Annotated in this window: 26 protein-coding genes; 22 read left to right on the top strand and 4 right to left on the bottom strand. The window is 67.4% G+C overall.

Features of this window, described 5'->3' with window-relative positions; genetic code table 11:
- Nucleotides 1-18: 18 nt before the first annotated feature.
- A complete protein-coding gene (locus REH65_RS00255; protein WP_406690711.1) occupies nucleotides 19-882 on the top strand; it encodes a helix-turn-helix domain-containing protein in 864 nt (287 codons plus the stop codon).
- Here REH65_RS00255 and REH65_RS00250 read toward each other — a convergent pair.
- The 4 genes from REH65_RS00250 to REH65_RS00235 are packed head-to-tail and all read right to left on the bottom strand — an operon-like array spanning nucleotide 841 to nucleotide 4459.
- The gene (locus REH65_RS00250) at nucleotides 841-1854 is read right to left on the bottom strand and encodes an LLM class flavin-dependent oxidoreductase (protein WP_406690710.1); all 1014 of its coding nucleotides are present in this window, start codon (nucleotides 1852-1854) and stop codon (nucleotides 841-843) included. The two genes, REH65_RS00255 and REH65_RS00250, sit on opposite strands and share 42 nt — an antisense overlap.
- On the bottom strand, nucleotides 1835-3019 hold the full coding sequence (locus REH65_RS00245) for an MAB_1171c family putative transporter (protein ID WP_406690709.1): 1185 nt from the start codon (nucleotides 3017-3019) through the stop codon (nucleotides 1835-1837). The genes REH65_RS00250 and REH65_RS00245 overlap by 20 nt, the downstream gene beginning before the upstream one ends.
- A gap of 2 nt (nucleotides 3020-3021) precedes the next feature.
- The gene (locus REH65_RS00240) at nucleotides 3022-3978 is read right to left on the bottom strand and encodes a hypothetical protein (RefSeq protein ID WP_406690708.1); all 957 of its coding nucleotides are present in this window, start codon (nucleotides 3976-3978) and stop codon (nucleotides 3022-3024) included.
- Entirely contained in the window at nucleotides 3971-4459 is a 489-nt protein-coding gene (locus tag REH65_RS00235; RefSeq protein ID WP_406690707.1) for a hypothetical protein, read from the bottom strand. The genes REH65_RS00240 and REH65_RS00235 overlap by 8 nt, the downstream gene beginning before the upstream one ends.
- Nucleotides 4460-4719: 260 nt before the next feature.
- Between REH65_RS00235 and REH65_RS00230 the strand changes: the two genes are divergently transcribed.
- The 21 genes from REH65_RS00230 to REH65_RS00130 all read left to right on the top strand — a co-directional run bounded on the left by REH65_RS00230 (nucleotide 4720) and on the right by REH65_RS00130 (nucleotide 22534).
- Nucleotides 4720-5139 carry a WhiB family transcriptional regulator gene (locus tag REH65_RS00230; RefSeq protein WP_406690706.1) on the top strand — a complete coding sequence of 140 codons (420 nt, stop codon included), beginning with the start codon at nucleotides 4720-4722 and terminating at the stop codon, nucleotides 5137-5139.
- A 42-nt stretch (nucleotides 5140-5181) separates the two neighbouring features.
- Nucleotides 5182-5829, top strand: coding sequence for a hypothetical protein (locus tag REH65_RS00225; protein WP_406690705.1), 648 nt, complete (start codon nucleotides 5182-5184; stop codon nucleotides 5827-5829).
- Between the two features lie 21 nt (nucleotides 5830-5850).
- Nucleotides 5851-6363: a hypothetical protein gene (locus REH65_RS00220; protein WP_406690704.1), complete on the top strand. Its 513-nt coding sequence runs from the start codon at nucleotides 5851-5853 to the stop codon at nucleotides 6361-6363.
- A 1112-nt stretch (nucleotides 6364-7475) separates the two neighbouring features.
- A complete protein-coding gene (locus REH65_RS00215; RefSeq protein ID WP_406690703.1) occupies nucleotides 7476-8051 on the top strand; it encodes an SAF domain-containing protein in 576 nt (191 codons plus the stop codon).
- A 38-nt stretch (nucleotides 8052-8089) separates the two neighbouring features.
- Entirely contained in the window at nucleotides 8090-8899 is an 810-nt protein-coding gene (locus REH65_RS00210; RefSeq protein ID WP_406690702.1) for a hypothetical protein, read from the top strand.
- Entirely contained in the window at nucleotides 8896-10269 is a 1374-nt protein-coding gene (locus REH65_RS00205) for a CpaF family protein (RefSeq protein ID WP_406690701.1), read from the top strand. Before REH65_RS00210 ends, REH65_RS00205 begins: the two co-directional genes overlap by 4 nt.
- Before the next feature lie 170 nt (nucleotides 10270-10439).
- Nucleotides 10440-11108: a type II secretion system F family protein gene (locus REH65_RS00200; protein WP_406690700.1), complete on the top strand. Its 669-nt coding sequence runs from the start codon at nucleotides 10440-10442 to the stop codon at nucleotides 11106-11108.
- Complete coding sequence (locus REH65_RS00195; protein ID WP_406690699.1) at nucleotides 11105-11965, top strand: pilus assembly protein TadB; 861 nt, start codon at nucleotides 11105-11107, stop codon at nucleotides 11963-11965. The genes REH65_RS00200 and REH65_RS00195 overlap by 4 nt, the downstream gene beginning before the upstream one ends.
- Nucleotides 11966-12009: 44 nt before the next feature.
- On the top strand, nucleotides 12010-12240 hold the full coding sequence (locus REH65_RS00190) for a hypothetical protein (protein ID WP_406690698.1): 231 nt from the start codon (nucleotides 12010-12012) through the stop codon (nucleotides 12238-12240).
- A 51-nt stretch (nucleotides 12241-12291) separates the two neighbouring features.
- The gene (locus REH65_RS00185) at nucleotides 12292-12678 is read left to right on the top strand and encodes a TadE/TadG family type IV pilus assembly protein (protein ID WP_406690697.1); all 387 of its coding nucleotides are present in this window, start codon (nucleotides 12292-12294) and stop codon (nucleotides 12676-12678) included.
- The gene (locus tag REH65_RS00180) at nucleotides 12675-13106 is read left to right on the top strand and encodes a TadE/TadG family type IV pilus assembly protein (RefSeq protein ID WP_406690696.1); all 432 of its coding nucleotides are present in this window, start codon (nucleotides 12675-12677) and stop codon (nucleotides 13104-13106) included. Before REH65_RS00185 ends, REH65_RS00180 begins: the two co-directional genes overlap by 4 nt.
- The gene (locus tag REH65_RS00175; protein ID WP_406690695.1) at nucleotides 13103-13510 is read left to right on the top strand and encodes a hypothetical protein; all 408 of its coding nucleotides are present in this window, start codon (nucleotides 13103-13105) and stop codon (nucleotides 13508-13510) included. The genes REH65_RS00180 and REH65_RS00175 overlap by 4 nt, the downstream gene beginning before the upstream one ends.
- A complete protein-coding gene (locus REH65_RS00170) occupies nucleotides 13507-16260 on the top strand; it encodes a LysM peptidoglycan-binding domain-containing protein (RefSeq protein ID WP_406690694.1) in 2754 nt (917 codons plus the stop codon). Before REH65_RS00175 ends, REH65_RS00170 begins: the two co-directional genes overlap by 4 nt.
- Before the next feature lie 39 nt (nucleotides 16261-16299).
- Complete coding sequence (locus REH65_RS00165; protein ID WP_406690693.1) at nucleotides 16300-16752, top strand: hypothetical protein; 453 nt, start codon at nucleotides 16300-16302, stop codon at nucleotides 16750-16752.
- Between the two features lie 559 nt (nucleotides 16753-17311).
- The gene (locus REH65_RS00160) at nucleotides 17312-17467 is read left to right on the top strand and encodes a hypothetical protein (protein ID WP_406690692.1); all 156 of its coding nucleotides are present in this window, start codon (nucleotides 17312-17314) and stop codon (nucleotides 17465-17467) included.
- Between the two features lie 282 nt (nucleotides 17468-17749).
- Nucleotides 17750-18883, top strand: a complete 1134-nt coding sequence (locus REH65_RS00155) for an AAA family ATPase (protein WP_406693291.1) — start codon at nucleotides 17750-17752, stop codon at nucleotides 18881-18883.
- 36 nt (nucleotides 18884-18919) lie between these two features.
- Nucleotides 18920-20629 carry a hypothetical protein gene (locus REH65_RS00150; RefSeq protein WP_406690691.1) on the top strand — a complete coding sequence of 570 codons (1710 nt, stop codon included), beginning with the start codon at nucleotides 18920-18922 and terminating at the stop codon, nucleotides 20627-20629.
- Nucleotides 20630-20694: 65 nt separating this feature from the next.
- A complete protein-coding gene (locus tag REH65_RS00145) occupies nucleotides 20695-21009 on the top strand; it encodes a hypothetical protein (RefSeq protein ID WP_406690690.1) in 315 nt (104 codons plus the stop codon).
- Between the two features lie 217 nt (nucleotides 21010-21226).
- Nucleotides 21227-21838: a hypothetical protein gene (locus REH65_RS00140; protein WP_406690689.1), complete on the top strand. Its 612-nt coding sequence runs from the start codon at nucleotides 21227-21229 to the stop codon at nucleotides 21836-21838.
- A gap of 151 nt (nucleotides 21839-21989) precedes the next feature.
- On the top strand, nucleotides 21990-22244 hold the full coding sequence (locus REH65_RS00135; protein WP_406690688.1) for a hypothetical protein: 255 nt from the start codon (nucleotides 21990-21992) through the stop codon (nucleotides 22242-22244).
- Nucleotides 22241-22534, top strand: coding sequence for a hypothetical protein (locus tag REH65_RS00130; RefSeq protein ID WP_406690687.1), 294 nt, complete (start codon nucleotides 22241-22243; stop codon nucleotides 22532-22534). Before REH65_RS00135 ends, REH65_RS00130 begins: the two co-directional genes overlap by 4 nt.
- The last annotated feature ends 4 nt before the right edge of the window (nucleotides 22535-22538 follow it).

The raw sequence follows: 22538 nt of genomic DNA, 5'->3' as shown, positions 1-22538 counted from the left end.
CGAGGAGTACGCAGCACCGTGCCGGCCCCGAACACGCCACAACGAGCCCTGCTCGCCCGACGTCTTCGCGAGCTGCGCGCTGCTGCGTTCACCTCCGGCAGCGCCCTGGCCCGCCACCTCGGCTGGCACCAGACCCGTGTCTCGAAACTCGAACAAGGCAATCAGCGACCCACCGACGACGACATCGCCCAGTGGGCCCACGCTGTCCGCGCCACCCAAGAACAGCTCGACGAGCTCTACGAGCTCGCCAGCGCCGCGCGCATCGAGTACGCCACCTTCCAGCACCGATACCGCCAGCACGGCGGCGCCGTTGCCGAACAGGAAACCACCACCCGCGAAGACGCCGCCTCCACCCGCATCGCCGAGTTCCAGCCCGCGATGATCCCCGGACTGCTGCAAACCGCCGCCTACGCCCGCGACGTCCTCACCCGACCATGCGGGCCCGCCTCAGCCGGCGTGAGCCCCGACGAGATCGACCAAATCGTCGGCAAACGCATGGAACGCCAGCAGATCCTCTACCAACCCCAGCAGCAGATCCAGATCATCATGGGCGAAGCAGCCCTGCACACCCGCTTCGGCACAACCGAGACACTCATCGGGCAACTCGACCGGCTCCTCGCACTCACCGGATACCCCCACGTCGACATCGGCGTCGTCCCCTTCAGCGCGGCGATGCCCGTCTTCCCACTCACCAACTTCCTTCTCTACGACGACCACGTCCTCATCGAATCCATCACCGCCCAACAACGCCTTGACTCCCCCGACGACGTCAAGAACTACGAGAGTTACTTCGACGAGCTTCGCGAAACAGCCGTCACCGGACCAGAGCTCGAAGCACTGCTACTGCGCGTCTCCGCCGATCTCCGCGATCAGCTCGTATGACCGGCGCCGGTCGTCGTGGTGGAAGATCGGCGTCGTCACCATGATCTCGCCGGGATCGAACTGCTTGATCAACGCGTCGAGCTTCTGACGCACCGTGTGCGGGGATCCAGCGATCAACCCGCGGGTGTGGTGTTCGACAGTGGCGCGCTCCTCGGACGTGTAGTGCACGTTCGCCGCGTCTTCAGGTGCGGGAAGGCGTATGCGATTTCCCTTCAAGCGGCTCAAGATCTTGAGCCGACTCGGCCCGGCCAACCACTCTGCGCGGGCATCCGAATCGGCGGCGATGACGGAAACACTGACGAGAGATCGCGGGGTCGGCACCGTTTCCGAGGGCCGGAATCCTTCCCGGTAAACCTGGACCAGTTCACCGCCATCCGGGTTCAGGTGATGCGCTACGGCGTAGGGGAGCCCGGCTTTGGCAGCGAGCTCGGCGCTGGCGACACTCGTGCCGAGGATCCACGGTTGTGGACGGTTTCCGATAGCAGGGACCGCCGTCACTGCCCCCGGCTTCAGCTCACACTCGTCGAAGTAGGTAAGCAGCTCATCAAGCTGTTCTGCGAAGCTTCTCTGGCCCTGGCCTGTGCTCCGAATCGCTGACGCCGCACGTGATGGTCCCCCCAGCGCACGGCCGAGGCCGAGATCGATTCGTCCTGGGTAGAGCGCTTCGAGGGTACCGAACTGCTCGGCGATGATCAGGGGTGCATGGTTCGGAAGAAGCACACCGCCGCTCCCCACCCGCATGGAGCGCGTGGCCTCGGCGAGGCGTCCCACCAGGACAGCGGGAGCCGCGCTAGCAACACCACGCATGCTGTGGTGTTCGGGTACCCAGTACCGGTGGTACCCGAGCGTGTCGGCGAGACGTGCCAGATCGACCGTGTTGTGAAGAGCCTGGCGGGCGCTGGCACCTTCGACGATCGGTGCGGTGTCGAGAACTGAGAGGCGGACTCCACCGTCAGTCTCTGACCGTGTCATGGAGTTCCTTCCGGATTGCCCCGCGCGAAGCGAGTTCGTTGCTGAGCTTGATCATCCAGCGGGCACGTCGGCGCCAGCTTCCATCGAAATCGGGCTCGATAACCGGGTAGGGCGGTTCGACGGGAGGGGGCGCCTCCTGCCCCCAGCGTGCCTCGCGCACCGCGATGCGCTTCTGCAGCCCCGCTGCGACGGCCTCGGCCGCGTGTCGTGGGTTTCGTGCATCGTCGCTGGGTGGTGGGCAGTCACGTGCCAGCTCTGCAAGGCCGTCGGTGATCTCCGCTGTTGTTCGTTCGAAATCGGCATCGGGGCGAGGACGGCCACTGTCGCTGGCGTGGTGATCGAGCGCGATGTGTGGAAACTCGCTCGTGAGCGTGCGCCATAGCGGGGTGAGCTGCTGTGTGTAGCGGGCGCGCAGCGCCTTTTCATAGCGTTCCCTGCTCGCGACCACCACGCCGGCCAGAGGCGCGAAGGCCAAGCCCAGCGCGAGGAGAAGCTGCCCACCGAGTTGCCCGATCGAATACAGCGTGCTCATGAAACCCAGATCGAGGTCACGCGTGAAGAGCCGGATGCCGTAGCGAACGAGCGAGATGGCGTTGACTCCGAGGGTCATGCCGGCGCTTCCCACGATCACCAGAGCGAAGGCCGCCCGCGCGAGCGGGTGCTGAAGGCGCGAGAGATAGCCCCCGGCACGGCAGATGCCCAGGAACCAGGCGCTGAGGGAATAGCCGTCCATGGACAGGTAGAACACCGTGCGCTGCCAGGTCTGTTGTCCACGGCCCTGCGCTTCTGGCCAACCCATCAAGACCAGGGCCATGACAGCCAGGGCTACCACGAGCACACCAAATTCGACTCGTGCCGTTCGTACCCGTGTCACCACGGGCCTGCGAGGGTCGGCGAGGGCGAAGAACGCTGCCCACGAGTAGGCCATCACCATCCAGCAGCCGTTGATGATCACCCCCCATGCCGGACCGAAGAGGTCCTCGATGGGTTCGAGTATGGGCGTCTGGATACCGAAGACGGCCGCGAAGGACAGGGCCCACAAGCCCACGACCAGGACGCGGAGGGCGAAATCCTGTCGTCGACGTGTGAGCTGGACGGTCTCCCAGACCGTCACTGCCAGGATCACGACCGCTTTGAACAGGCGCAACGCCATCTCGAAATCCATGATCACTCCTGATCGACGAAACCGAACGCGCCTGCGATACCGCGCTCTTCCGGTGAAACGCCTGGTCGCAGGCCGTTGGGTCTTGGGCGTTCCCTCGCCAGACCGGCCAGAATTCGTGCGCCAACTTCGGCTTCCCACTCGCGCCAGTCCGAGTAGGCACTGTCCGTGCCAAGGTCGGCTCCGCAGGTCAGTGCGTCACCAAAGTCCAAGTGTCGGCGAAGCAGGTGAATGAGCTCATGTGCGATCACGAGGTCGCGTTGTGGTGCAGGAGCTGTCCGTTCGTAGAAGATCGAGTCGACTCGGCTTTGCTGCACCACGTGGCCAATTGAGGTGGTCGCGCCGAGATCGACTCCTTTCACCTTGATGCGCCGGCCTCGGTACGCGCTCAGGCGCTGACACAAGTCGACCGGGTCCCAGGGCGGGCGGACATCCAGCGCGGCAAGCGCGTCTCTGCAGAGGTCTTCGAGTTGGGCCGCGCTCATCGGGCCGGTGAGCGTTGAACTCCAGATTCTGAGGCGGGTCCTGGCCTCCGGCGCCGCCTGCGGGGTGTCCTCGCCGAAGGATGACGGAGCTCGGAGTCCAACGAGGACTCGGCGCAGCTGGTCCCACCGCGGTTCTGGCAATGGGCTGAACACCCTGCACAGGCGATGTTCGTCGAGGCCGCATTCGCGCAAGGCACGCTGGACGACGTGTTCGTAGGCACGGGCTACGGCCGCCGGGTCGGAGCCGAAGAACGCCGGGTCGGTTCCGAAGAATCTCGCTACGGCGCCGAGCAGATCCGGTGTCGCGGGTTCCCCGTGCCGGTGCAAGGCGATCTTGATTTGGCTGACTCCGACGCCCTCTCCTACCTCGGCATCGGTGTATGGACGGCGTCCGGTCTCCGGGTCGAGGACCGTCACGACGTCGAATAGCCAGTTCAGGCGGTCGGTGACTGAGCCGATACTCTCGGCGCTAGTCATCGACTTCCTCCGACTCGTCATCCGAGCGCAAGGCCTCGGCGAGAGCTCGCATCATCCTCGCGCGTTCGCGTGCGGCGGTGACGTTCGTGGCGCCGCGGTGGCCGACATTGGCGACTCCGGACTCGCGCATCGCGCGTTGGAGTTCCTCGGAGGCGGTTCGGAGTTCCTGTTGCGCTGCTCGCTCAGCATCCAGTCTTGCGTTTAGCTCCTGCTCGCGACCGGCGAGCTCGGCTTCTACCTCGGCGGCTACCGCCGGGTCGGTGAAGTAGCCGGTTCGGACGTCAAAGAACCACGCAATGGCCTCAAGCGTTCGAAGCGTTGGATTGGTTTTCACGCCACGGCGCAGCTCCGACAGGTGCGATTCGGACAAGTCGCGCCCGGCTTCCTTGCACGCATTCACGACCTCCCGATTCGTGAACACTCGATCGGGTGAGCCTTTAGGGCGTTGAACCTCGAACAAGCGGTTGAGCCGCTCGCCCACAGTTTTGGGCGGTGTCGTTGACGGCGTTCGCCCTGACTCTTTCGGCATCACAGCTCCCCAGGTCAGCGTTGCTAGGCCAGCATGACACTGCGGGACGATCCTCGCTAGCGATACGTACGTATCGATTGACGGCGGCGCAATTCGGAGTAGCGTAATTCGCATCGGGCAGAAAAAGATCAAAATTCGCTCGTATCGTTCGACACCTCCAGTTGGAGATCAATACACCTGATCCAACATCATTTCTTGACGAGGGGGCTGTTATGAAGAATCCGATCAACCGGTATCCGGAAGTGTTCGCTGAGGGCAAGTGCGCACGGGATCCGTTCTCGGCCGACTGGTTTCACGAGGACGCTCGCGGCGGGCGCGCTGTGGAGCGGCAACGGTCGCGGGCGCAGCAAGCGTGCTCGGGATGCCCGCTTCGGCAGCAATGCCTGGCGATGGCATTGGAGTTCGAGTCAGACGACGGTCATTCATGGGGCATCTGGGGTGGCGTGAGTGCACGCGACCGGCGCGATGTACTGCAGGCACTTGCCGCGTCCGGCATCCCGCGAGCCGCCGTCGACTTCGATCGGCTCGCCGAGAGCGTCGTGGAAGCCAGCGAGGCGGGGCAAGCCCAGGTAACTCCACTGCCCCGGACGAAGCAACAGGAGCCCTTGCAGCTCGTTCGCCGAACCGCGTAACCGGAGAGAACCATGGATACCCTCCGCTGCAGCGTCGAATCGATGTCGACCCGACCTGGCATCTTCATGACGGTCGGTTTGTGGGCATCACTGGGGGCTGGAGCCGCTGCCTGTTCGGCATGGGGAATGCGCCGCTGGATCCCGACGGCACTCAAGCCTTCCCTGCTCGCTGGACTCGTCGTCACCTGCGCCCTCGTCTCGATTGGTGTCCGTGTTCTCTTCGGCGATGACCCGGCTTTGCCAGCGTGGTGGTGGTTGGGAGTAATTGGTGTCGGACTCGGTGCGATCGATCTGCACTGCCACCGCTTGCCTCGACCGTGGGTGCTGACGCTCGCGGCGGGCGGCCTCACGATCTTCACGTTCCTCACGGTCACCGGAACCGGAGGCCTCACGCCGTTGCTGCGAAGTTTCGGCGCGCTGCTGCTCGTCTTGGCGGTAGGAGTTGGGATCTACGCGGCGGCTCCCGGTTGGCTCGGTTTCGGTGACGTGACCTTGCTGAGCGCGTTGGCCTCGTTCTGGGGCTGGCTGGGGTGGCGCACCGTGCTCTGGGGCTTGTTCCTGTCCCTGTTGGTGCTGGGTGGCGTGGCCGCCGTTGCGTGGTTGCTCGGTCGGCGTGACGAGGGAAGTCGCATCGCCGCTGGTCCCAGCATTGTTCTCGGTGGCTGGATCGCCATCGTCAGCTATTCATGAGGAGAGACTCTGATGTCCCGAATGAGTTCACAGGCCCTGGTGATCGCCGGTTGCGTTGCCGGTGCGGTGGCGGGTGCGTGCTCGTCGACGCCACCCGCCGCGCCGCCAGCGGGCGAGATCGCGGCGCCCCCGGCTCAGCCATCGGAGAATGCTGCGATCGAAGGGGTGTACCGGGAGTTCTGGTCGGTGTCGTGGGTGTCGAGTGCGGAGCCGGATCAGGGTTGGGAGCAGCGGCTGCGGGCGGTGGCAACAGCTGAGTTGTCCGAGCAGGTGGCCACTCGTGCCCGGCAGCAGCGGACCCAGGGGGTTCGGCTCTACGGCGCCGTCACGCCGCGGATCACCGGTGCACGTCTCGAGGGAGATCGCGCGGTGGTCACCGATTGCCAGGACGGTAGCCAGGCCGGGTTGGCTGATTCCGCCACGGGACAGCCCCGCAACGTCGGCCCGTCGCGCAATGCGGTCTCGGCGACCATGGCACGCGAGGCGGGTGGCTGGCGGGTAGCGAAGATCGAATACCCGGGTGGTGGGTGCTGATGCTTGCGCGTCACGTCCCGGTGGTCGCCGTCTGCGGCGCCGTGGTGCTGTGCGTGGGGTTGAGTCCGTTGGGGTCTGCGCAGGAGGGCGGAGTCGAGGTGACTCCTGGCGATTTCGGAGGCTTGTATTCCTCCCCCTCGATCGAGATGGGTGCGACCAGCCCAGGCAGTTCCGGCAGCAGCTCGGGTGGTTCGTCAGGGGATTCCTCGTCTGGTTCAGCCTCGGGTGGGTCCTCGGGCGGATCGCATCGTCCGTCTGGTCCGCCGGTCGTTCCGTTGTGCCCGACGATCATGTGCGACTCCCCCACCTCAGATGATCCGGCGCTCATGCTGAGTACCGGCCCCTTGTCGTGGTGGTGTTTTGGCCCGTTAGACGAAGGGCAGTGCCCGTCGGGCGAACCTCGGCCTGGACCAGCGCCTCCAGAAGCCGCAGCTGGGCCGCCGGATCCCGCGGTACTCGCCCAGCAAGCACTCCAGCAGCTTCGTCTCCCGCTACCGGTGCCGCAGCACTCGCCGGACCTGCGTCTGCAGGACGGTCAGGCGGCGACCGTGGTCGGTGAGTTCACCTGGTTTTGGACCGATCCCAGCGCCTGGCGCCCACAACGCCAACGCGTTGAGGCCGGTCCGGTGTGGGCCGAGGTCACCGCTACACCTGTCCAGTTGGCGATGGAACCGGGCAATGGCACCGCCCCCGTTCACTGTGCGGGTCCCGGGACGCCCTACGACCGGTCGTATGGATTGCATTCCCCGTCGCCTGACTGCGATGTCGTGTACCAGGACCCCTCGACGGGGCCGGTGGCGGCGCAGTGGTCCATCACCTGGGAGGTGACCTGGGAGGGCTGGACCGGAACCTCCCCGGCCGGTGGTGTTCTGCCGCCGATGACATCTCGTGCTCAAACCCAGCTTGTGATCGCCGAGGCGCAAGCCCTCCGCACTCAATAAGCGCGTTTGTTGATTTTCATTTCTTCTCTTCTTTGATCTCGTTTTCTATTCCGTTGTGGGGAGACGTCTATGTCTAATCCGGGTCTTTCTGAGCTGACGGCCTCGTCGGATGTGCGAGGCGATGTTCATCGTTCCCGTGGCCCGCGTGTCCCTCGTCGCAGGCGATGGTGGATGTTGGGCCTGTCGGTCGGGTTGGTCGCAGGTTCCGTGGCCGGCGTCGTCGCGCTCGTGGCCGGAGCGCACGATCGCGAGCCTGTGCTGGTTCTAAACAGGGACATCGCCTGGTCCGAGCGCATTTCGCGGGCGGACTTGACCACTGTGGAGCTTCCGCCGGATGCGGCGCGGTTCACGGTGTCCAGGGCACGCTTGGGCGAGGTTGCTGGCAAGGTCGCGGCAACGAATCTGCGTGCCGGCGAGTTGCTCACCCCACGGGACCTCACAACGCAGGTCGTTCCGGGCCCCGGGCAAGTCGTGGTCGGTCTTCGGCTGGAGCCCGGCCGGTACCCCTCGGCGAGACTTGATCCCAATACCCCGGTGGAAGTTACTGCGCTGTCGCCGTCGTCGAGTCCGACAGTCGAGGCTGGTCCTGCGGCGTCGGGCTTTCGTGCCCGTGTGGTTCGGATGGCGCCGCCGGATGCCGAAGGGGCGGTCGTGGTCGATCTGCTTCTTCCTGACTACGCCGCCCATCAAGCCACTTCGGCCGCAGCGACCGGCGCGGTCGTGACGGTTCTCGGTCCGGATCACTAGCGACCCATCCATATCTCGTTGAAAGGAGCGTGAGCGCAATGGCTTTGGTGACGGTGCTGTCGGCGAAGGGTTCGCCGGGCGTGACCACGGGAATCGCGGCACTGGCCATGGTGTGGCCCCACGCGCTGCTCGTGGTTGATGCCGATCCTGCGGGAGGCGATCTGCTGCCCGGCTGGGCGGGACAGTGGTGGGTCGATGGCCGGCTCGCCTCCGACCGCAGCGTGTTGAGTTTCGCCTCGTCGACTCGGCACCTCGAATCGGTCCCGGCCGAAGGCTTGGCCGGACACGCACAAGAGATCCCCGATACCCACGGTCTGCGGCTGCTGGCCGGGGTCCACGGCCCCGTCCAGGCTGGCGCGATCGGCTCCGATGGGTGGAAACGGCTGGCCAGCGCACTACGGGACCTCAGCGAGAGCGGTCCGGATGTGCTGGTGGACGCCGGTCGGTGGAGTCCCGCCACTCCGTGGCCGCTGGTGGCCGAGGCCGATCTCGTCCTGGTCGGGGTGCGCCCGACGCTGCGGCACATCGTCGCAGCCGACCGGCTGGTCGCGGTCCTACGTAACCTGGTTCCCTCCCCACGGTTGGGCGCGGCGGTGTCGGCGTCCACCAGCCGTCAGGCAGACGATGCCGCCCGCGCCTTGGGCATCCCCGTCGGGATCGAACTCCCTGATGACCCCGCCGCCGCATCGGCGCTCTGCGACGGCGGTACGCCCTGCCTGCAACCGCGCCGTTCAGCGTTGCTGCGCACGAGCCGTAAAGCGGCGCGCCGCCTGCACAGCCAACTCGCCGGCCCCAGGCAGATCTCCTCCGCTCCGGCCAGCGGCGAGGGACAGGAGCAGGTGGCATGACCTCCCAGATCAGCACGCCGAATTATCCCGCCGACGAGCACGGCCCCGTCCCGGACGCGGACACGGTGGCGCAGCTGCGGGCGCGCGTGGCCGAACGCCTTGCGCCCGGAGACGATCGCGCCCGGCAGCGGTCGTTGGTCGCCGCCGAGATCACCGCGTGGACTCTGCACCGCGCAGCCCAGGGTGATCAGCCGATGTCGGAGATCGCCGAGAAACGGCTCACCGAGGCCGTCCTGGCGGCGCTGTCCGGGTTGGGTGATCTACAGCCGCTGCTGGAGCGCGAGGACGTCGAGAACATCCACATTCACGGCTACGACCGGGTGTGGCTCGAATGCGCCGATGGAAGCGTACAGGCCTGGCCGCATCCGGTCGGGCGATCGGATGCGGACTTGTTGGCGCAGTTGGAGTCGATGTTCGCGCGGTTGGGACAGACCAGCCGGGAGTTCTCGCCGGCGCACCCGATGGGCAATCTCCGCCTGTCGGCCGGTGGACCGTTGGGGGCTCGGTTGGCGGCGGTGCGCGAGGTCGCCGACCGGCCGCGAATCGCGATCCGACGCCACCGACTCGCCCACGCCACGCTGGACGATCTCCACCAACGCGGCACCGTCAACGACCAGGTCCGCGATTTCTTGCACGCCGCTGTGCGAGCCGGGCTCAACCTGCTCGTCACCGGTGGGCCGGCGGCCGGTAAGACGACGCTGCTGCGTTCGCTGTGCCACGCCGTTCCCGACCACGAGCACGTGGTGACCGTTGAGGACGACTACGAGCTCGGGCTGCACCTGAACCCGGTCGAGCATCCGCTGGTGACAGCCCTGGAAGCGCGCACGCCCAATGCCGAGGGCGCCGGCGAAATCACCTTGGATGACCTGCTCAAACAAACCCTGCGGCATTCGCCTTCGCGGGTGGTCGTCGGGGAGGTTCGGGGTGGCGAGATCACCTCACTGTTACGGGCGTTGGGCAACGGAGCCGCCGGGGGCATGGGAACGCTGCACGCCACCTCGGCCCGGGCGGTGCCCGATCGCATCGCCGCGCTCGGACAACTCGCGCACCCGCCGCTGAGTGTTGCCGCGGCTCATCGCTGGACGGCCTCGGCACTGGACCTGATCGTGCACGTGACCCGCCGCGACAGCGCGGGTTCGCGTGAGCGGGTCGTCACCGAGATTTGCGAGGTCGGGCCGGTCGGTGATGCCGGGACACCCGATCTGATCCCGCTGTTCGGCCCGCACCCGAGCAACGGGCGCATCGCTGCCGTGTACCCGCCCAGTGAGCCGCTACGCGCCCGGCTTCATCAGCACGGGTTTGACCCACGTTCGTTGCAGCGCAACGACATCAACAAGGTTACCGATCCTCGACAAGGGGTTGCATCGTGATCACCACAATGTCAGTCGCGCTCGGGTTTTTCCTGGGCCTCGGTCTGCTTCTCAGTGTTCTGTTCTTCCGTCCGCCGCGACCTCCCACGAGGCCCTCGCGGACGAGCGCGGTGTTGGCGGGGATGGAGCGGTGGCGGCGGCGTGGGTTGATCGCGTCGTTGGCCGCTGGCGTGACGTGGTGGGCCACGGGCTGGCCCGTAGCCGCTGCCGCCGCTGTGCTCGCGGTCCTGGTGGTGCCGGCGTTGCTGGCGCCCCGGCAGGTACGCGACGACATCGCGTTGCACGAGGCGGTGGCGACGTGGACGCGGCGCTTGGGTGATCTGCTGGCCTCCGGAGCGGGTGGCTTGCACCAGGCAGTGGCGCGCTCAGCCGACACCGCACCGGCTCTGCTGGCCCCTGCTGTGGCCCGGCTGGCCGAGGCCATGCGCACCGAGGGCACGGAACCAGCGCTGCGGGCCTTCGCCGCGGAGTTGTCCCACCCCGCAGTCGACGAGGTTGTGCTCGCCCTGCTGCTGCGGGTGCGCGCGGGTGGACGCGGTGTGGTCGAGATCTTGCAAGGGCAGGCGGCCAGCCTGACCGCGCGGGCCGCCAGCGCGCGCGAGGTAGAAGCCGACCGCGCCAAGCCCCGGACCACGGTACGCACGCTGATCGGCATCACCACGGTCATGCTCGTCGGATTGGTGGTCTTCGCCCGGGAATACCTCGATCCGATCGGTACCCCGCTGGGCCAAGGCGTGCTCGCCGTGGTCGTGGCGATCTTCGCCGGCGCGCTCTGGCACATGCACCGCCTGTCCACCCCGCGCGCTGCGACTCGCTACCTGCGAGGAGGCGCGTCATGACTCCCACGCTCCCGCTGGCCGCCCTGATCGGAGGCCTGCTCGGGATCGGTCTCGCCGCCGGTGTTCGCGGCATGGCCGGCCCGGCACCGATGGGGTTGCAGGCCGCACTGCACCGCCTGAACCACTCCACAACCGCACACGACGGACGTCTGGACCGGCTGGTCCAGAAGGCACAGCACGCCGGTCACCCGTGGCTGGCCATTCCCGAAGCTGACCTCGATCTGCTGGAGCGAACACCACAGTCCTACGTGTCCAGTCGGATCAAGTGGGCCCTGTGCTGCGGGCTCGCGGGAATGGTTCTCGCGACTGTGTTTGTGGCTGCCGGGACCGTGCAGGTCATCGTCGCGCCGGTCGTGGTTGCGGGCGCCGGGGCGTGGGTGCCGGTGTGGCGCACGCGCGATGCCGCGCGCCACGCGCGCAGTGATGCCCGCCGGGTGCTCGCGGTCTACCTGGACCTCGTAGCCCAAGAACGCGCCGCTGGCCAAGCACCGGGACCGGCGCTGCGCGAGGCCGCCGCGCTCGCAGACCACCCGCTCCTGCAGCGACTCCACCGCACGCTGGTCAGAGCCGAAAACCACGGGTACTCGCCCTGGGACGCGCTGCGCGGCCTCGGTGAACAGATCCGCCTGGACGAGCTCGTGACGGTCGCCGATCTGGCGGCGACCGCTGCTGATGGCGCCGCGATCTACGCCAGCCTCACCGCGCAGGCCGCGAGCCTGCGTGCCACGACCACCACCGAAGACAAGACCGAGGCCAACGCACGCACCGAGCGCCTCACGCTGCCGGTCACCGCGCTGATGGCCGGGTTCCTTCTGCTGGCCCTCTACCCCACCGTCGCGCGGTTGCTCATCGGCTAACCGCACACCCCACGGAAAATCCCTACCAGTATTGAGAGGTTGTCATGATCAGCACGATTCGCGCCCAGGTGACCGTCATGGTGATGCTCGTCGTGGCCTGGTTCGCCACCAGTGCCACCGCGCTCGTCCGACTCGTCGAGAGGATTCCTTTCGACGACCGAGGTTCGGAAAGCACCGAAAAGGCCGTGTTGACCGCGATTGCGTTGGCCGCGGCACTCGGCCTCGGAGCTGCGATCACCGCCGTGGTGCAGAAGTACCAAGCCCAAATCCACTGACCCCGGGCGAGGTGATCTCTGATGTCTACTCACTCCCGACGACGTGTACGGGTGGCCGGGTTCGAGACGGGGTCGGCTGCCGTGGAGTTGGCGGTGCTGGCACCCATGGTGTTGCTCGTCCTGCTCACGGTGGTGCAGGCCGGGTTGTGGTGGCATACCCGCACGGTCTGCTCCGCTGCCGCACAGCACGGCGTCCAGGTAGCGCGCACGCTGCACGGCACCACCGCTGACGCCCAGTCCGCCGCGGCGTCGTTCCTGGCCGAGGGCTCCGGGCTCGTGACACAGCCCCTGGTGAGCGCGCAGGTCACCGGGACGCGGGTCACGGTGCGGGTAACCGGGAAGGCGCCCCGTCTGCTCCCGGTTCCGGGGTTGGGCACGGTCACGCAGGTTGCTGAAGCCAGCAAGGAACGCTTCACCACCCCTGGGGATGCGCCATGAAACCCGATCCGCGTGAGGATGGTTCGGCGAGCGTCGAAGTCGCTGTGCTCACTCCGTTGCTGTTGGCGGTGCTCGTCGTGGTCATCGCCGCCGGCCGCGTCGTCACCGCCCACCACGCACTGGAGCACGCGGCCACCACGGCCGCCCGTGCGGCGTCGCTGGCCCGCACCCCCAGTGGAGCGGAAAGCGCGGCCACCGCGACCGGGCTGCAGGTCCTGCACGAGCAGCACCTGGCGTGTACCGACCTCGCCCACGACCTCGACAGCAGTGGCCTGGCCACCCGGGCGGGCACGACCGGCGTGGTCACGGTCGGGCTGCGGTGCAGCGTGTCGCTGGCGGACTTGACCGGGTTGTCCGGACTGCCCGGTGCGGTTCCGCTGAGTGCGGAGTTTTCCAGCCCGGTCGACCCGTTCCGGGGGCGAACATGACCGTCGCGATGCGCAGGCGTGACGACGGGTCGGTGAGTGTGCTCGTCGCTGTCCTGGTGCCCTGTCTGTTGCTGCTGTGCGCGTTGCTCGTCGACGGTGCCGACCGGCTTCGGGTGCGAGCCCGGGCCGACGCGGTCGCCGCCGAGACCGCGCGCAGCGCACTCACCGCGCTCGACACGCGCCACACCACCGTCACGCTCGACCCAGCGCAGGCCACCTCGGCGGCACGGCGCTACCTCGCGGCCACCGGCCACACCGGAACCGTCTCGCTGCAGGGCCCGTCGAGTGTGGCAGTCACGGTGACCTACACCGAATCAGCCGTGATCGGGCTGCTCTGGGACGTCCACACGGTCACCGGCCACGCAACCGCATCGCTGCAAACCGGTGAAGGCGGGCGGTCATGAACCCGGCGGGCGAGGTGCGTACGCGGCTGCTGGCCTGTGCCGCGATCACCGGGCTCGCGGCGCTGCTGGTCGGGCTGCCGGTCGCGTTGTGGGCGCTGGCCGAGGTCGCGCCGCTGCCCACCATGCCCTGGCCGGTCCCAGAGTTCTCACCGTGGGCAGCGCCGCTGCCGGTTCAGCTCGGAAACTGGGCCGAACACCTCGTGGAGACGCTGCGCTTCGAGCTCAACGCCTCCCGATGTGCCCTGCTCGCGGTCTTGCTGACTGGGTGGGCGAGCTGGGTACTTCTGCTGGCATGGACCGCAGGCGACCTCGTGCGCCTCCTGGTGCACGGACGTTCGCGTCCCGTTCGCCGTGGCACGCCCCGGGCCTGGCTCACCGCCGTCATCACCTGGGCGGTGCTGTCGCTGTTCCCGGCAACGCTGTCAGCGGCCCCCGCCGCCCCACCTGCGAGTGTCACGGCCCTGATGCCACCCCCAGAGGGTGTCGCCGCCACCCCCGAATTCCACGGCGACACCCGGGTGGGGCCGGGCGGGTACCCCGACCCGCCGCCCGGCCCCACCATGACCTCCCCAGGCCACCCGGGCTACACCGTGGTCCGTGGCGACACGCTATGGGATCTCGCCGAGCGCTACCTGGGCAACCCGCACCGCTGGACCCAGCTACGCGACTTCAACCACGACCTCCTCCAGGGCACAGACCAGCTGGAAACCGGGTGGGTGCTGCGCATGCCCGCCGATGCCGCACTGCCGACCCCGGCCGGCGTTCCCGCGACCGCGCGGTGGATCACCACCGAGCCCGGTGACACCCTGGCCACGCTCGCCGCACGTGAACTCGGCTCACCAGACCAGTGGCCGGTGCTGTTCGCCCTCAACGTCGACCAACCACAACCCGACGGGCGCGTACTGCGCGACCCCCACCACCTCTTCCCCGGCTGGTACCTCGCACTACCCGCCCCACCCCCGACCGCCCCGGCGCCCGAGGCTGTCTCGCCTGCACCGGTGGTCCCGCCGCAGGTTTCATCACCTCCGCCGGAACCAGTGGTCACCGACACCGGCGAGATTCAGCTCGGCGCGAGGACGTTCCTCGGTGCCGCCACGCTCGCCGCGGTCAGCGCCGCGCTCGTGCTCGCACGACGCCGGCACCGCCGACACCACCTTCCCGGTCACCGCACCACCGTCGACTACCCGATCGCTCCCGCCGTCTACGCGCTCAAACGCGCCCACACCACCATCACCACGCACGCCTCCGACGACGAACCAGGAGCGCCACCACGCGAGCACCCGGCCACACGCAACGAGCAGCCCGGCACGAGTGATCTGCGGCTGGACATCGGCGTCGTCGACGGCCAGACCCGACGCCTCGATCTCACCGCCGCCCGGCGGGTCGCCGTCACCGGACCGGGTGGGCCCGATGCGGTGCGAGCGATGCTCGTCAACCTGGCGCTTCACCCCCAACGCCCCTGCCTCAGCGTGCACACCGCCGTCATCGCCGCCCTGTTTCCCGGTGGGGCGCCACCCGAACTGGACCGCTGGCACCGGGTCACTGACCTGCGGACCACGCAGCCGGGCCAACTCGGCGACGTGCTCGTCGCCTACCCCTCCGCCCTCGCCGACGACGCGATCCCGGCTGTCGAGGGCGTCACCGTCCTCAGCCTGGGGCCATCACCGGCGAGTACCCAGCTGGCGGTGGAGGACACCGGCGTCGTGAGCGGCGCGAGCCAGGAGGTGTCCTCGCTCATCGGCACCCGCCTGTTCACCGCGGATGAGGCGACAGCTCGTGATCTGCTCAGCCTCGGGCGCGCTCCCCAGCACCACGACACCGCACCCTCGCCGCCGGCCGCGCAACGCACCGAAGCTGCTCCTGCGGCACCGGTTGAGCTCGTCGCGGCGCGCGAGCCCGGTGTGCCGTTGTCGCTGCACGTCTTCGGCCCGGTTCGCCTGCTGTGGACATCGCCGGACGGTGAGACCCGGGCCATCACCGAGTACTTCACGCCACGGTTGCTGGAGCTGCTGGCCTACCTCGCGGTCTATCCCGACGTCACGCGCGATACCGCGATCGCCGACCTGTGGCAGCACGCGCCCTCGAATCGGCCCACCAACGCGCTCAACACCACACTTTCCCGGCTGCGCACCGCGCTGAAGGCCGCCACACACGGCGCGGTAACCGACGTCCTCGACACCCGCCACCGGCGACTACGCCTGGACCCAGCCCGGGTCGACACCGACTACGCCGCCTTCACCGATGCCGAGCGCACCAGCCACGACACCACCACGGACTCGCTGCGACTTCGCGCGCACCAGGCGGTGGTGGAACTGTATCAAGGCGAGCTCGCCGCCGGCATCGACAACGAATGGATCCAGGCACCCCGCTTCGCCGCGCTGCGCACCGCGATCAACGCTGTCAGTGCCCTGGCCCGGCACCATTCCCCCACCGACCCGGAACGCACCTTGCGGCTGCTGGAAACAGCGACCGACTTCGATCCGGCCAACGAACACCTCTACCGCGACATCATGCGTCTGCACGCCCGCCTCGGTGACCAGCGCGATCCCCGCGACCCTCGACCTACTGACACAACGGCTCCGCGATATCGACACCGAGCCCTCCCCCGACACCCTCGCACTCGCCGCAGCACTCCAGCACCCCGACTCCCATTCCCCTGCGACGAAAGGAGAATCCGCGCGATCGGGCGGTCTTCACTCATCCGCACCGAAGCACCATTGACACCTCCGCACCCCGCGAGCGTCCATTAGACGGACCACACGTTCGCCCGTTATTCGAGGAGACACACAATGTCGACACCAGACCCGAAAAGCCGACAAGCCCGCACCGCCCCGAGAATGCCTCAGCCGACCGCGGTCTCCGAGGTCGTCTCATTCGCCCAGCATCGCGTGGCCTTCACCCTGGGGCCACAGCCGCCGATGAGGATGCCCGCCGAGGAAGGCGGAATCGTCATTACCCATGTCGAGTCGCGCCCCGATGGCGGACTCGCCAGTTTCAGCGGTGGCTGGAAACGCCAGTTGCGCGCCGGTGCGGTCCCGGACTCAACGCTGGTGCTGCAACTACGCGGCCCCGCCACCGACGATGACGACCACGTCGATGTGTGGCTGTGGATCGCTCGAAACCGGCGGTTCTTTCTCCTCGGCTGCTGGAAGAACTCCGGCCCCGGATGGCCGCAGCTGGCCGCGCCGCTCATTCACGCCGCACACCGCCCCAGCAGCGGCACCATGCGGCGCATCGCCTGACCACGCCCGCAACCCGCAGACCGAAACCGACAGCCGCATTGGAGGTGCCGATGGGGGATCCACTCGTGGATCCGCTGGGGGTGGCGCCCACAACCCCACCAGGGGGCGCCACCCCCACGCAGGTCAGCGCCCAACCAGGGGGTTCCGCTGGTCTCCCCAACTGGCTTGCCGCGCAAGCCGGAAAGCACATCGGCCGGCCAGCCATGCCCACGGGCACAGCAACAGCTGAGCAGCCGGTAGCTCACTGACGCAGGTCCGGGCAGCAGCCCACACCGTAATTCAATTCTTTTACTGCAATTCTTTAACCCATTCCTTATTGGGCTTCCCTGGCCCCCAATTCGACTTGGCCGGCCACTGATTCGCAGCCACCAAAAGCAATTCAAATAAACCACAATCAGCCGCCCATAAATCCCCGGAATTTCCCTGGAAAATCCGGGTTTTAGTGTTGCGCGCGGCGCGGGATCGAGTTAATTTATATGTGTCGCCGGGAACGGAACACAACCACCGAATTCCACCCCTGGCGCGAGCCATGTCAAAATCCGAATGATTGGGGAAACGCATGTGCCACGCCGACACCATCACGAACAACGACGGCACCACCACCGCGTTTTGCTACTGCGGCTGGTCCCAGAACTGCGCCACGCTGGAAATCGCCGAAACGGCCGCCGAACAGCACCAGAACCGCCAGGACGACGACAGCGACAGCCAGGACTGACCACCGATCAGTCACCCTCTTTCGACACCGCGCCCGCATCACCGCGCACCACTTTCTGACTTGCCGGGGTCGCGTCACTGAATTTCGCTGAATACGCGCCGCACCCTGACACGCCCCGGCCTTTTTCCGGATTCACTTCCCGCTGATTGCGTGGAACATTCCGCCGTTGTCACTGGCGTGAGCCATGTTCATTTTTAGGAGTCTGCCGTGCCCGCTGCCGTGGCCACCACCGCGAAACCGAAACCCAAAGCCACGACCACCGACAACACCGACACACTTGCCATGGTCACACCGCCCGGCGGGCGCCTACCCAATGGTGAATTGCGGCGCATGGTTGCGCGCTGGCTTGCCGATCACCCCGGAACCGACGTGACGGCGCGCGACATCGCGGCGGACCTGGTCCGTTCGTCCGGTGCGGTCGGAAACGCGTTGCGAACCCTGGTTAATCACGGCACAGCCGACCAAACCAGTACCACCCCACTGCGTTTCCGGGCCAACGAATCCACCGAGTCAGCCGCCGGGCCCACGGCATCCCCACCCCCGGCAGCAGCCACCCCCAAGAAATCCACACCAGCCAAACCCGCCAAGTCGAAAACCGCGCCGAAAAAGGAAAAGCCGGTCACCGGTCCGGTCAGGCGCCCGAACGGGCAGCCCTACCACCCCCGGAAACTGGCCGGGCTAGCGGACGTGACCGCGTTGCGCAAGCTGCGCGACGCGGGGATTCCCGCGCTGATGTACGGACCACCCGGCACCGGGAAAACCTCAGTGATCGAAGCGGCGTTTCCCGACTTGATCACCATCCCCGGCGATGGTGACACCACCGTGGCCGACATCGCCGGAGAATACACCCAAACACCCGACCGCAGTTACGTTTTCGTACACGGTCCGCTGGTGACCGCGATGCGTGAGGGTCGATGCCTGTTCATCGATGACGCAACATTGATCCCGCCCACGGTGCTGGCGGTGGTCTACCCCGCCATGGACGGGCGGAAAGAATTCACCGTCAAGGCCAACGGTGGCGAAATCGTCCGCGCCGCACCGGGTTTCTATGTTGTGGCCGGTCATAACCCGGGCGTGCACGGCGCAGTGTTGACCGATGCGCTCGCCTCCCGGTTTTCCGCGCAGATCCAGGTGTCCACCGATTTCGATCTTGCCAAGCAACTCGGGATCGACTCCCGTGCGATCCGGGTGGCGAGCAATCTCGCAACCCGCCGGGGAACCGGTGACGTCACCTGGGCGCCGCAACTGCGTGAACTGATCGCGTTTCAGAAGATCGCCGCTGTTCTTGGCACCGATGCCGCTGCCAGGAACCTGATTGGGATCGCACCGGAAGACGACCGCGACACCGTGGCCAAGCTCGTGCGTGACCTTTTCAAAGTCAGCGCCGAGCCGCTGGCACTCGGCAACCAGATCTGACCGGTTTCTCGCGGATTCCAGAAAGGACAGTCAGCAATGACGACACATGTGGCCCATGCCGACACCGCTCCCCTCACATCCATTGACACGGCCGAGACCGCGTGGCGGGAGTTGTCCGCAGCACTCACCGATGAGGCGCCCGACCTAGCCGGACGTGACGACCTGGTGGTCACGATCGCCCCCGGTGCCGGTGGCGGCGCGCCCGGTCAGTTCGTGCCGCACCAGGCCACCATCGAACTTGACGGCACGCACCTGGGCGAAGTCGACCCCGCGACGGTCTCACCGGCCATCGAAGCCGACCGGGCACGGTACCCGGTGGCCTGGGGCGTGTTCACCCATGAGTGCGCGCACGCGGCACACAGCCGATGGGACCCACCGGAGAACGCACCGCCGAACGTCGCCGACGCCGCGATCAACCTGGAAGAATCGCGGATCGAGGCCGCCCACCTGCGCCGCCGCCCCGACGACCGGTCGTGGCTACGCGCCGCAGCCACGAAACTCATTCTCGATGAAATCCGGGCCACCAGCGAGGACCGCTCCAGCGCGGCACACACCGCTGCCTTGCTGCTGGCGCGGGCGGATGCCGGGGTCCTCGACTGGCACGAGCTCGGAACTCTCACCGCCAAACTTAGAGAGGTTCTCGGCACCGACACCTTGAAGCAGTTGCGCGAGATCTGGCACGAAGCGCACCACACCGCCGATGACGACTCCGCAGCCATGATGGAACTCGGGCGTCGCTGGTGCGCGGCGCTGGGCACCGACCCCGACGCCACACCACCGAAACCGGGCACCACCAACCCGGATGGCACGCCGACCCCACTGGCGAAATCCGTCACAGCAGCCCTCACGGCAATCGACAACAACACCGCCTCTCTCCTGCCGGTTGATCCCACAGCCGAGAAGGCCCGCGCCAAACGAGCCGAGCAACACTCACAGCAGACAGCGTTGCTCACCGCGGCCCAAGTCTTTTCCCACTCACCGGGTAGTAAGCGTTCCTCGGTATCCGGAACCCGCGCGCCGACGGTCGCGGAGCGCCAGGCCGCCCGGAAACTGGCCCGGTCGCTGAGTATCGCCGGAATCCGGGACCGGGTGACCGTCAAGACGACCTCGGCCACCCCGCCCGGCCGGTTGCGGATGCGCGGTGCACTGGCAGCGGACGCCCAACGCGCGGCCGGAGCCATGCCCACGGCCGAGCCCTTCACCCGGATCAGCCGCCAGACGACACCGGCGCCACCCTTGCGACTCGGAATCGCCTGTGACGTATCCGGCTCGATGCGTCGCTTCGCCAAACCGGTCGCGAGTGCCGCGTGGATCCTCGCCCACGCCGCGCGCCATGCCCAGGTCGATGCACGCACCGCCACTGTGATCTTCGGTGCTGACGTTCAGCCCATCACCTACCCCGGCGCAGCCCCGGCGAAAGTGACCGATTTCAAGTGTGGTGGCGGCTGGGAGGACATTCCCGGCGCCCTTGCCGCCCTGGACGGCGCACTCGGCCTCGCCACCCCCGGCGCCGCGCGGCTCATCGTGATCGTCTCCGACGGAAAGTTCTGCCCCAAGCCCCACAAGCAAGCCCAGCAGCTCCACGACCGGTTGCGCGCCCATGGGTGCGGCGTGCTGTGGCTGGTGCCGAATCTCAAAGACAGCACACCCCTGCACGGGGGCACCGTCCTCGAGCTCGCCGACCCAGCATCAGCCGCGCAGGCCATTGGCCGTAGCGCCACGCAGGCGCTACGAGCCGCCCACTAGATAACGCCGCTGCCGGACACAGAACCCGCAGCGGGTCACCGAGGAGATCCATCGAGGAGATCGCTATGCACCACAACGTCACGACCCTTGACGAGACCATCGGGCAGGACCCGGACCGCTACAGCTACCAGGCCACCGTCGAAGCGGGCGGGAACATCATCCGCGCCAGGGTCGTTCGCGGCCCCGACGTGCACCAGAGCCGCGCCACCGTCGAAGTGCTGGCCACTCCACGGAGGTGGTCTCAGGTCACCACGCAGAGCCCCAGTAGATGGTTCGCCAAGACCTCACCGCCCAACAGGCCCGGACTCAACCCGTCCATCGAGCTGCGCCCCGTCGTCACCAATCTGATCAACCGGGCCATCAACATCCTCGGCTTGTAACCCATCCCACGCGGCACACCGACAACGCCGCGCGCGGTTCCCGCCACGCTCGGCACGCCGCGACACGGGACGGTCGAGACAAGTGAAAACGCTTGACTCCTCACAAGAGGAGAGCGTCCATAGTCATGTAGCCGCGAACGAACCGGCAGCGCGCGCCGGGGCTACACCGCCCTCCGGAGGGCATGACCCACAACCCCAATAACACCGGGAGACCGTCATGCCCAGCACCACCCAACACAACACCACCAGCCCAGTTCGCACCGACACCGAATCCAAGGCGTGGGCCGCACTGCACGCCCACCCCGGATCCACCACCGCTGAGATCGCCCAGCACGCCGGGATAGGCCGGTCCACCGCAGGCAAGATCCTCGCCGCGTGGTCGCGCTCCGGCAGCATCACCCGCACCCCCGGCGCCAGCACCGGATCGCGGCGCCTGCCCGACCGCTTCTCCCCGGCCACGACCCCGGAACCGGCAGCGAAGGCCACACGCGCGAAAACGGAGACCCCACAGGTGAAATCCGACCCGAAGCCGGGCCACTCCGCCGCACAGCCTTCACTGGGCACGCGATCGACCACCCCCACTGCCACCACCGAAAGAAGTGACGCGGCCGTGCCGTCCGAGAAGCGCCTGGCCAAGGGCGAGCTGCGGGGACTGGTCGAGGACTACCTGGCTGAGCATCCCGGTGAGGAGTTCAGCCCGGGCCAGATCGCCAAGGCCCTCGACCGGTCGGCCGGTGCGATCAACAACGCGCTGCACAAGCTCTCCAACGACGGCTACGCCCGCCAGACCCAGGACTCCCCCAAGCGCTTCACCACCGGCGAGTCCTAGGACACCGGGTGCCGCCTCGCCCCGGGCCCGCCCGTCACCCAGCCGGCCCGGGCGAGGCGGCCGGCGCGAGCTGGACCACGACTTTGAAGGAAAGAGCTATGCGGATCTTCTTCGATTGCAACCAGAATAAGCAGGATTTGCGGGGGCGCTCATGACGCTCACCGACCCGGATTCCACCTGGCACAGCGTGCGCCGCGCCGCGAACCAGTGGCGCGCAGCGATTGACTACGCCGACATGGTGGATTCCTCGCACTGGTCCCGTGTCGACGAGTACGCCAACGAACTGGCCGCCCACGCGGCGCAGCTCATCGACTGGCTCGATATGGGCGGCAGGCCGCCCCAGCAACTCAGCACGAGCAGCCCGTCCGGACACTCTGACCCGTCACATTCTGGGGGTAACCTATGACTTCTCGACCCGAATTCGTGGTGCGGCAGTTCGCCGAGAACGACTGCCTGATCACCGCGATCGTTCGTGACCCGAGCGACGAGCAGGCGGTGGTCTACGGCGTCGTGACCCGTCGCGGGCGGCTGGTAGGCAGCTACTACTGCGTGGATCACGTGCGTGATGACTGGCACATCGTCACCGCCGACGGTCACCAGCACGAAAGCGCGGACCCCAGAATACCGCTCACAGAACCAATGGCGGTCTACGCACTGGCGAACATGGCCGCCCCGCCCGTGCACCGGATCTCCTAGCACG

The organism is Saccharopolyspora sp. ID03-671 (genome assembly GCF_045278815.1).
In the GTDB taxonomy this organism is placed as follows: domain Bacteria; phylum Actinomycetota; class Actinomycetes; order Mycobacteriales; family Pseudonocardiaceae; genus Saccharopolyspora; species Saccharopolyspora ipomoeae.
The sequence above is the reverse complement of the archived record's forward strand: the minus strand, read 5'-3'. Positions and strand labels throughout refer to the sequence as shown.